Annotated in this window: 8 protein-coding genes; all 8 read left to right on the forward strand. The window is 72.3% G+C overall.

What is annotated here, in order from left to right:
- Nucleotides 1-97: 97 nt before the first annotated feature.
- The 8 genes from F8279_RS27435 to F8279_RS27470 all read left to right on the forward strand — a co-directional run bounded on the left by F8279_RS27435 (nucleotide 98) and on the right by F8279_RS27470 (nucleotide 9,529).
- Nucleotides 98-1,180: a YihY/virulence factor BrkB family protein gene (locus tag F8279_RS27435; RefSeq protein WP_091421588.1), complete on the forward strand. Its 1,083-nt coding sequence runs from the start codon at nucleotides 98-100 to the stop codon at nucleotides 1,178-1,180.
- A 241-nt stretch (nucleotides 1,181-1,421) separates the two neighbouring features.
- Nucleotides 1,422-2,600 (forward strand): ROK family protein, encoded by a 1,179-nt coding sequence (locus F8279_RS27440; protein WP_091421585.1) that lies wholly within the window; start codon nucleotides 1,422-1,424, stop codon nucleotides 2,598-2,600.
- Nucleotides 2,597-4,165 carry a sugar ABC transporter ATP-binding protein gene (locus F8279_RS27445; RefSeq protein WP_151501478.1) on the forward strand — a complete coding sequence of 523 codons (1,569 nt, stop codon included), beginning with the start codon at nucleotides 2,597-2,599 and terminating at the stop codon, nucleotides 4,163-4,165. Before F8279_RS27440 ends, F8279_RS27445 begins: the two co-directional genes overlap by 4 nt.
- Nucleotides 4,166-4,241: 76 nt before the next feature.
- Nucleotides 4,242-5,330, forward strand: coding sequence for an ABC transporter permease (locus F8279_RS27450; protein WP_091421579.1), 1,089 nt, complete (start codon nucleotides 4,242-4,244; stop codon nucleotides 5,328-5,330).
- A gap of 93 nt (nucleotides 5,331-5,423) precedes the next feature.
- On the forward strand, nucleotides 5,424-6,476 hold the full coding sequence (locus F8279_RS27455) for a substrate-binding domain-containing protein (protein ID WP_091421575.1): 1,053 nt from the start codon (nucleotides 5,424-5,426) through the stop codon (nucleotides 6,474-6,476).
- Nucleotides 6,477-6,496: 20 nt separating this feature from the next.
- Nucleotides 6,497-7,702 (forward strand): Gfo/Idh/MocA family protein, encoded by a 1,206-nt coding sequence (locus F8279_RS27460; RefSeq protein WP_091421572.1) that lies wholly within the window; start codon nucleotides 6,497-6,499, stop codon nucleotides 7,700-7,702.
- A 313-nt stretch (nucleotides 7,703-8,015) separates the two neighbouring features.
- The gene (locus F8279_RS27465; RefSeq protein ID WP_091421569.1) at nucleotides 8,016-8,465 is read left to right on the forward strand and encodes a hypothetical protein; all 450 of its coding nucleotides are present in this window, start codon (nucleotides 8,016-8,018) and stop codon (nucleotides 8,463-8,465) included.
- Complete coding sequence (locus F8279_RS27470; RefSeq protein ID WP_151501479.1) at nucleotides 8,462-9,529, forward strand: polyprenyl synthetase family protein; 1,068 nt, start codon at nucleotides 8,462-8,464, stop codon at nucleotides 9,527-9,529. The genes F8279_RS27465 and F8279_RS27470 overlap by 4 nt, the downstream gene beginning before the upstream one ends.
- Nucleotides 9,530-9,813 lie beyond the last annotated feature (284 nt).

Here is a 9,813-nt window from a genome sequence, read left to right on the forward strand (position 1 = left end):
GGGACCGGCCGCCGAGTGGTCGGTTCGCGGATGCGGTGGTTATCGCTGCCCTCGTCAGGGCATGTCGTGCGGGACGACATGACGACGAGGAGGTGCCATGGCCGCCCGCGACGACGCCCACGACGTCCACGACGACACCCGCGACGACGCCCCCGCTGCGCGCGACGACGTCACCGCTGGGCAGGACCGGCCCGGCGGGCGGAAGCGCGCCGGCCCGGTGGGGCCGGACGACGGGCCGGACAGCCCGGCCGACCTTTCGGCCACGGGCTGGATGGCGACCCTCAAGCGGACCGTCCGGGAGTTCCAGGACGACAGCCTGACCGACTGGGCCGCCGCGCTCACCTACTACGGCGTGCTCTCCATCTTCCCGGGCGTACTGGTGCTGATCTCGCTGCTCGGCCTGCTCGGCGACCGGGCCACCGAAGGAGTGCGGGACACCGTCGGGCAGGCGGTGCCGGAAGAGAACATTCGCAAGATCATCGAGAGCGCGATCGACCAGGCCGGCCAGTCCGGCGGGCTGGCCAGCATCGCGGCGATCATCGGTCTGGTGGCGGCGTTCTGGTCGGCCTCCGGCTACATCGCCGCGTTCATGCGCGCCTCCAACAGCATCTACGACGTGCCGGAGGGGCGGCCGATCTGGAAGACGCTGCCGGTACGCCTCGGCGTGACCGCGGTGATCGGCGTGATGCTGCTGATCAGCGCCGTGATCGTGGTGTTCACCGGTGGGCTGGCCGAGCAGGCGGGGAACGCGATCGGGCTCGGCGAGACCGCCGTGACGGTGTGGAACATCGCCAAGTGGCCGGTGCTGCTGGTGCTGGTGAGCCTGATGTTCGCGATCCTCTACTGGGCCTCGCCGAACGCCCGGCACGGCGGCTTCCGCTGGGTCAGCCCCGGTGGCGTGCTCGCGGTGGTGCTCTGGCTGGTGGTGTCCGGCCTGTTCGCGCTCTACGTCAGCAACTTCGGCTCGTACAACAAGACGTACGGCGCGGTGGCCGGCGTGATCATCTTCCTGGTGTGGCTGTGGCTGAGCAACGTCGCCATCCTGCTGGGCGCGGAGTTCGACGCCGAACTGGAGCGCAGCCGGGCCATCGCCGCCGGGCACCCGGCCGACGAGGAGCCCTACGTCGAGCTGCGCGACGACCGGAAGCTGCGCAAGAAGGGCCGCACGCCCTCCCGGTGACCAGAGAACGCGTCTGACCCCGAGAAGGCGTCTGACCCGAGAACGCGCCGCCCCGCCCGGAAGAACCCCGGGCGGGGCGGCGCGTTTTCATGATCCGGAACCCGCTTTTGTTCGTATGGACAAAAGTTTGCAACGGACGTGCCGAAGCTATGGACATGCGGCCCGGAAGGCTCCTACTGTGTCGGACACAACACATCGCCGTGGTCGATGTGACGGACTCCGATGGCGGAGGTGACTGCCGGTGCGGACGGTCGACCCCCTGCACGTACGGCTCCTGCGGCTGCTCCGGGACGAGGGCGCGGTGTCCCGCGCGGAACTCGGCGACCGGCTCCAGATGCCCCGTCCGCGCCTGCTCGCCGAGCTGGAACGCCTCGTCTCCCTCGGATACGTCGCCGAGGCCGGGCTTGCCGCCTCCCGCGGCGGGCGGCGTTCCACCCTCGTCGAGCTGAGCCCGCACCTGCGGTTCGCCGCCGTCGATCTGGGCGCCAGCTCGATCGACGTGGAGGTGGTCAACGGCCGGCTGGAGACGGTGGCCGCCTACACCGAGGCCGCCGACATCCGCTCCGGTCCGAAGGTGACGCTCCAGCGGGTGAACGAGCTGCTGCACAAGGCCAAGGTGGACGGCGCGTACGAGCGGCTCGACGCGGTGGGCATCGGCGTGCCGGGGCCGGTCAGCTTCCGCGACGGCGTGCCGGTCTCCCCGCCGATCATGCCGGGGTGGGACCGGTTCCCGGTCCGCGAACTGCTCACCCGCGAGCACGGCTGCCCGGCCGTGGTGGACAACGACGTCAACATCATGGCGATCGGGGAGCGGCACGGCGGCGTGGCCCACTCCGTCGACGACTTCCTGTTCATCAAGATCGGCACCGGTATCGGCTGCGGCATCTACCTGCACGGCGAGGTCTACCGGGGCACCGACGGATGCGCCGGGGACATCGGCCACATCCAGGTCGATCCGAACGGTCCGATGTGCAGCTGCGGCAACCTCGGCTGCCTGGAGGCCGTGTTCAGCGGCGCCGCGCTGGCCCGGGAGGCGACAGTCGCGGCCCGCACCGAGGTGTCCCCGGCGCTGGCCGAGCGGCTCGCCGCCCGGGGCGCGGTGACCGCGTTGGACGTGGCGCAGGGGGCGATCGAGGGGGACGTCACCTGCATTCAGCTCATCCGCGACGGCGGCCGGCGGGTCGGCAGCGTACTGGCCGGGCTGGTCAGCTTCACCAACCCGTCGATGATCGTCATCGGCGGCGGGCTGGCCCAGCTCGGCCACATCCTGCTCGCCGAGATCCGCAGCGTGGTCTACCGCCGCTCGCTGCCGCTGGCCACCGGCAACCTGCCTGTCGTCCTGTCCGAGCTGGGCCCGCGCGCCGGCGTCGCCGGCGCCGCCGTGCTCGCCAGCGACCTCGCGTTCGGAGAAGCAGCATGAGCGACACCGGCGAACCACTGGTCGAGGCGCCCGCCGACGCCGTCGCTGGCGAGGTGGTGCTGCGCCTCACCGACGTGGTCAAGACGTTCCCGGGGGTACGCGCGCTCGACGGCGTGCAACTGGAGGTGCGGGCCGGTGAGGTGCACTGCCTGCTGGGGCAGAACGGCGCCGGGAAGTCCACCCTGATCAAGGTGCTGGCCGGGGCGCACCGGCCGGACTCCGGCGAGGTGGTCTGGCGCGGCGAGGCGGCGGCGTTCGCCAACCCGCAGGCCGCCATGCGCGCCGGCATCGCCACCATCTACCAGGAACTCGACCTGGTCGACGACCTGTCGGTGGCGGAGAACGCGTTCCTCGGCCACGAGCCGCGCCGGCTCGGCTTCGTCCGGCGGGGGCACATGGCCCGGCGTACGCGGCAGATCCTGGCCCGGCTCGGCCACGCGGAGATCCCGACGGGACGGCTGGTGCGGCACCTCCCGGCCGCCGGCAAGCAGGTCGTCAGCATGGCCCGGGCGCTGTCCCACGAGGCCCGGCTGATCATCATGGACGAGCCGAGCGCGGTGCTGGCCCACGACGAGGTGGCGAACCTTTTCCGGATCATCCGGGAACTCACCGCGCAGGGCATCGCGGTCATCTACATCTCGCACCGGCTGGAGGAGATCCGCGAGATCGGCGACCGGGTCACCGTACTCAAGGACGGCCGGACCACGGCGGCGAGCCTGCCGGCCCGCGAGACGCCCACCCGCGACCTGGTCGCCCGGATGACCGGGCGGACCATCGAGTACGTCTTCCCGCAGCGTCCGCCCGGCGACGGGGGCGGCGCGGAACTGCTGCGGGTGGACGGGCTGACCCGGCACGGCGAGTTCGCCGACGTCTCGCTCCGGGTCCGGGCCGGGGAGATCGTCGGCATCGCCGGACTGGTCGGCTCGGGCCGGTCGGAGCTGCTGGAGACCATCTTCGGCGCGCGCCGGGCGTACGCCGGGACGGTCCGGGTGGACGGCCGCGCGCTGCGTCCCGGCAGTGTGGGCGCGGCGGTGCGCGCCGGGATGGGCATGGCGCCGGAGGAGCGCAAGAGTCAGGCGCTGCTGCTCGGCGAGCCGATCTACCGCAACGTCACGCTCGCCACGTTCAGCCGGTACGCCCGCCTCGGCTTCACCGACGCCGGACGGGAACGCGCCGAGGCGGACCGGATCGCCGCGTCGCTGGAGCTGCGGCCCCGGGACGTACGGCGGCCGGTGCGCACGCTGTCCGGCGGCAACCAGCAGAAGGTCGTGGTCGGGCGGTGGCTGCTCGGGGACACCCGGCTGCTGCTGCTCGACGAGCCGACCCGGGGCGTGGACGTGGGCGCCCGCGCCGAGCTTTACCAGGTGATCCGCGATCTGGCCGCCCGTGGCGTCGGGGTGCTGCTGGTCTCCAGTGAGGTGCCCGAGGTGCTGGGCCTGGCCGACCGGGTGCTGGTGATGCGAGAGGGCCGGGTGGTCCGTGAGGCCCCGGCCGGCGAACTGGACGAGAACACCGTGCTCGACCTCGTCATGGCGGGGTCTCTCATGGAAGGCGCACCGGCATGAGCGAGCGACAGCGAGCGAATCATCGACACAGCGCCGGAGAGTCTCGTGCCGGCGCCGCGCGAAGCGGGGCACCGGCATGAGCGATGTCAGAGAGTCCTCGCTGCCCGCGCAGTCGCCGCCGGTGGAGCGGGCGGAGACCGCCAAGGTCGACGCGCCGGCAAAGCTCTCCTGGTGGCGCGGCGACGGCGGGGAGGGCGCGAAGCGCAACCTCGGCCTGCTCGCCACGCTGGTCGTGCTCGTGGTCATCGGCATCCTGACCCGCCCCGACCTCTACGGCGACCCGAACTGGGTGTGGGGCAACACGCTCACCATCCTCAAGCTGGCCTCGGTGGTCGGCGTGGTCACCGTCGGCATGACGTTCGTGATCATCGGCGGTGGCATCGACCTGTCGGTCGGCGCGATCGTGGCGCTGGCCGGGGTCTGGTGCACCACTGTCGCCACGCAGAGCTACGGCGCGGGCGGCATGATCTTCACCGCGCTCACCGTCGGGCTCGCCGTCGGCGTGGTGAACGGGCTGCTCGTCTCGTACGGCCGGCTGGTGCCGTTCATCGCCACGCTCGCCATGCTCGTGGCCGCCCGAGGGCTGGCGGCGGAGATCTCCGACAAGCAGACCCAGGTGTCGGGCAACACGTTCATCAACGGCATCGCCAGCACGAACGTGCTCGGCATCCCGCTGCTGGTCTACATCCTGGTGGCGGTGGTGGCGGCCGGCTGGGTGCTGTTGAACCGGACCACGTTCGGCCGCCGTACGGTGGCGGTCGGCGGCAACCCGGAGGCGGCCCGGCTCGCCGGCATCAACGTACGCCGGCACACGGTGCTGCTCTACGCGCTCTCCGGCCTGTGCTGCGGCATCGCCGCGGTAATGCTGACCGCGCAGGCCACCTCCGCGCAGGCGGCGATGGCCAACCTCTACGAGCTGGACGCGATCGCCGCCGCGATCATCGGCGGCACGCTGCTCAGCGGCGGGCGGGGCACGATCATCGGTTCCCTGCTCGGGGTGATCATCTTCTCCACCATCACCAACCTGTTCGCCATCAACAACCTCTCCGCCGAGGCCCAGAACATGGTCAAGGGCGGCATCATCGTCGCCGCCGTCCTGGTCCAGCAGGTGCAGTTCGGCAGCCTGACCCAGTTCCTCGCCCGCAACCGGGCCACCACCACCTGACCCCATTCGCACACACCCAGGCCACCGTCGTACCGACTGTGGTCCGGCCCGCCACACCCGAAACCACCCCACCACCTCATCCCAGGAGGCGTCATGAGAACACCGCGCCATGACCTGTCCCGCCGCCGGCTGCTCTTCGGCGGGGCCGCCGTCTCCGCCGGGGTACTGCTCGCCGGCTGCACCAGCAACGAGCAGAGCCCGACCGAGGCGCAGACCAAGGCGGCCGGTTCCGGCGCCAACACCGAGCCGGGCAAGAAGGTGAGCATCGGTTTCTCCGCCCCGGCCGCCGACCACGGCTGGATCGCCGCCATCACCAACAACGCCAAGGCGCAGGCCGGGGCGTACCAGGACGTGGAGCTGAAGTCGGTCGAGGCCGGCGCGGACGCGGCGGCCCAGCGGGCGGCGCTGTCCACGCTGATCTCGCAGAAGCCCGACGTGATCGTGCTGCTGCCGCACGACGGCAAGGAACTCAACGCGTTCGGCCTGGAGGCGATGAAGGCCGGCATCCCGGTGGTCAACCTGGACCGGGCCTTCCCGGACGCGCGCGCCTACCGGCTGCAGATCAAGGGCGACAACTACGGCATGGGGGTGGCCGCCGCCACCTACATCGCCGAGCAGCTCAAGGCCAAGGGCGTGAGCAACCCGGTGATCGGCGAGATCCCCGGCATCGAGTCGCTGGAGCTGACCCAGGAACGGTCCAAGGGGTTCGCCGACACGCTCGCCTCGTACGGGTTCAAGGTCGCCAACCGGCGTCCGGCGGAGTTCACTGTGGACTCCGGCCAGCAGGCCGCCACCGGCCTGTTCCAGGCGTTGCCGAAGATCGACGCGGTCTGGAACCACGACGACGACCAGGGCATCGGCGTGCTCGCGGCGGTCAACCAGGCCAACCGCAAGGAATTCCTCATGGTCGGCGGCGCCGGCTCCAAGAAGGCCATGGAGGACATCGCCGCCGACAACACGGTCCTCAAGGCCACAGTCACCTACAGCCCGTCGATGGCCTCGTCGGCCATCTCCCTGGCCCGCCTGATCGGCCAGGGCAAGGGCATGTCCGACCTGGTCGAACTCCAGGTACCGAAGGAGATCGTGCTCGCCTCCGAGACGATCACCAAGGAGAACGCGAGCGACTACCTGAAGCTCGGGTTCTGACACACGGGGGGAGACCCACCTTGTCCAGTCACGACAGCATCCTGCGGGTCGGCATGGTCGGCTACGCGTTCATGGGCGCCGCGCACTCCCAGGCGTGGCGCACAGTGAACCGGGTGTTCGACCTGCCGGCGCGGGTACGGATGGCGCTCGTCTGCGGCCGGGACGAACCGAAGGTGGCCGAGGCCGCCGACCGGCTCGGCTGGGACGGCTACACCACCGACTGGCGGCGGCTCGTCGAGTCCGACGAGATCGACGTGGTCGACATCTGCACACCGGGGGACAGCCACGGCGAGATCGCACTCGCCGCGCTCGCCGCGGGCAAGCACGTGCTGTGCGAGAAGCCGCTGGCGAACAGCGTCGCCGAGGCCCGGGAGATGACCGAGGCCGCGGCCCGGGCACGGGAGTCCGGGGTACGCGCGATGTGCGGCTTCAACTACCGGCGGGTGCCCGCTGTCGCCCTGATGCGGCAACTGGTGGCCGACGGGCGGATCGGCGAGATCCGGCACGTCCGGGCGACCTACCTCCAGGACTGGATCGTCGACCCGCAGTTCCCGCTGGTGTGGCGGTTGCAGAAGGACAGGGCGGGTTCCGGCGCGCTCGGTGACATCGGCGCGCACATCATCGACCTGACCCAGTACGTCACGGGTCAGCTCGTCAGCGGCGTCAGCGCGCTCACCGAGACGTTCGTGCGGCAGCGGCCACTCGTCGCCGGGTCGAGCGGCCTGGCCGCGCGGGCGGACGGAAACGGCAGCGCGACGGGCCAGGTGACTGTGGACGACGCGGCGGTGTTCGTGGCCCGGCTCGACGGGGGAGCGCTGGCCACGTACGAGGCGACCCGGTTCGCCACCGGCCGCAAGAACGCCCTGCGGGTCGAAATCAACGGCTCGCGCGGCAGCGTGGTGTTCGACCTGGAACGCCTCAACGAGCTGGAGTTCCTGGACGCCACCCGGCCCGCTGCCGAGCAGGGCTTCAGCCGGATCCTGGTGACCGAGCCGGACCACCCGTACCTGGGTGCGTGGTGGCCGCCCGGTCACATCATCGGCTACGAGCACTCCTTCACCCACCAGGCGCGCGACTTCGTCGAGGCGGTCGCCACCGGCGCCGACCCGGCCCCGTCGTTCGCCGACGCGCTTCAGGTCCAGCTCGTGCTCGACGCGGTGACCCGCTCGGCCGAGCGGGCCGCCTGGACGGAGGTGGAGCCCGCACTGGCCGAAGCCTCCGCCTGACCCGAGGCGGACCCCGCGGGGTCCGCCGACACTCACCGGCGCCGGCCGGCGAGGGCCCGCCGCGGTTGCGCCCCGCGGCGGGGACGAGGCCGGCTCCGGGAGCGTGCCGCCGGTATCCGCCGGCACGACCAGCACGGCCCTCCGGTGCGGCCGGACCGGGATTCCCCGGCCGCACCGGCGGACCGGCTTTCTTGCTCGGGCTCCGGCCGGCCACACCGGTGGCCGCCGCGCCCGCCGTCGCCGGGCCGGCTTCGAGCCCGAACCGGGCTGTCCGGTGGAGTCGACGGGACAAGCACGCGAGGTATTCTCAGACATGGATACCGGCCGGCTCGGGATCTTCCCGGATCTCGCGCACCTGGTGTGTGCCTGGGAGCAGCCGGCGGAGGTCCTGACCGGGCTGCGCGCCGCCGGCCTGCCCGCGGTCGAGGTCCCGGTGCCCGCGGCCGTCGAGGCACCCGATCCGGCCGGCCCGGTGCCGCGCGAGGCGTTCGCCGCGTTGTCCGCCCGTCCGGTCGCCCGCTGCGACCAGCTCGACGTCGAGACGTACACCTCTGGGGTGCTGCCGCAGACGCGGCGGCCGCGCGACGACGCGGAGACGGCTCCCGGCACGGCTGCCGGCCCGCCGTTCGCCCGCGACGAGCTGACCGCGTTCGGCCCGGTGCTGCTCTGCCTCGACCGGGCCGCGATCCGGCCCCGGGTGGAGGCCGCTGACGTGCAGGCGTTGCTGCTCGAACTCGCCGGACCGGCCTGGGAGGCACCATGACCGTAACCGTCGCACCGACCGACCCGGCCCTGCTGCGGGGCCGCTTCGACGCCGCGCTCGCCGCGTTCCTGGACGCGAGAGAGCCGGGCCGGCCGGACGACGGTACGGGGGCCGTCCACACCGCTCTGCGCTGGTTCGTGCTGGCCGGCGGCAAGCGGATGCGCCCGCTGTTCTGCTACTGGGGCTGGCGGGGGTTCGGCGGCGCGGACGCCTCGCCGATCGTGGTCGCCGCGGCGTCGCTGGAGCTGTTCCACGCGTTCGCGCTGATCCACGACGACATCGTGGACCGCAGCGACCGCCGCCGGGGCGCGCCGACGCTGCACCGGCTCTTCGCCGACCTGCACGCCCGCTGCGGCTGGCAGGGCGACCCGGCGGCGTACGGGCGGCAGGCGGCACTGCTCTGCGGCGACCTGTGCGCCGCCTGGTCGGCCGAGATGTTCCACGGGTGCGGACTGCCGCCGGAGTGGCTGCGCCGGGGGCACGGGCTGCTGGCCCGGATGCGCTCGGAGGTGATTGCGGGGGAGTACCTGGACGTGGTCGGGGCGGCCGGGGACGGCTCGGTGGCGAACGCGCTCACCGTGGTACGGCTGAAGACGGCCCGCTACACGGTGACCCGTCCGGTGCAGATCGGCGCCGCGCTCGCCGGTGCGGCTCCGGAGGAGGTGGCGGCGCTGGCCGGGTTCGGCGACCCGCTCGGGGACGCGTTCCAGCTCCGCGACGACCTGCTCGGCGTCTTCGGCGACCCGTCGGTGACCGGCAAGTCCAACCTGGACGACCTGCGGGAGGGCAAGCCGACCGTGTTGCTGGCGCTGGCGCGGGCGTCCGCCTCCCCGGCCGGCGCGGCCCGGCTGGGGGAGCTGGTCGGCGATCCCGGCCTCGACCAGGCGGGCGCGGCCGAGGTGCGGGGCATCGTCGAGAAGTCCGGCGCCCGGGAGGCGGTGGAGCGGATGATCCGCACCCGGGCCGACGCCGCACTGGTCGCGTTGGATGCGCTGCCGCTTGCGGAGCCGGCGCGACGGGTGCTGGCGGCGCTCGCGGAGCGGGCGGTCGACCGCCACGAGTGACACCCACTTTTGTCGCTGAGCGCCGAAAGTCAAAGCCGATCGATCAGAAGCTATGGACAGACTGATCGAAAGGTTTTAATGTCGTGCCCAGCACAACGCTGTTTCGCCGAGGTGACCGCCCCGCACCGCCCGCCTCGGCGAGGTGACCCCCGGTCCTGACCGGAGGTCGCGGCCCGCCGACCTCCCCGGCAGGCCGGCGCAGCATCCCCTGCTCGGCATCCGGCGCGACGCGCGCCCGGTCCTGGCTGCGCGCGTCAGGAAGGACAGCACAGCATGTCCAGCCA

It is taken from the genome of Micromonospora sp. AMSO1212t (assembly GCF_008868145.1).
GTDB lineage: Bacteria > Actinomycetota > Actinomycetes > Mycobacteriales > Micromonosporaceae > Micromonospora > Micromonospora tulbaghiae.

Bases quoted from the DNA above. Each gene is read 5' to 3' on its own strand.
- F8279_RS27465 (WP_091421569.1), top strand. From the start codon at position 8,016: ATGGATACCGGCCGGCTCGGGATCTTCCCGGATCTCGCGCACCTGGTG.
- F8279_RS27450 (WP_091421579.1), top strand. From the start codon at position 4,242: ATGAGCGATGTCAGAGAGTCCTCGCTGCCCGCGCAGTCGCCGCCGGTG.
- F8279_RS27470 (WP_151501479.1), top strand. From the start codon at position 8,462: ATGACCGTAACCGTCGCACCGACCGACCCGGCCCTGCTGCGGGGCCGC.
- F8279_RS27435 (WP_091421588.1), top strand. From the start codon at position 98: ATGGCCGCCCGCGACGACGCCCACGACGTCCACGACGACACCCGCGAC.
- F8279_RS27445 (WP_151501478.1), top strand. From the start codon at position 2,597: ATGAGCGACACCGGCGAACCACTGGTCGAGGCGCCCGCCGACGCCGTC.
- F8279_RS27455 (WP_091421575.1), top strand. From the start codon at position 5,424: ATGAGAACACCGCGCCATGACCTGTCCCGCCGCCGGCTGCTCTTCGGC.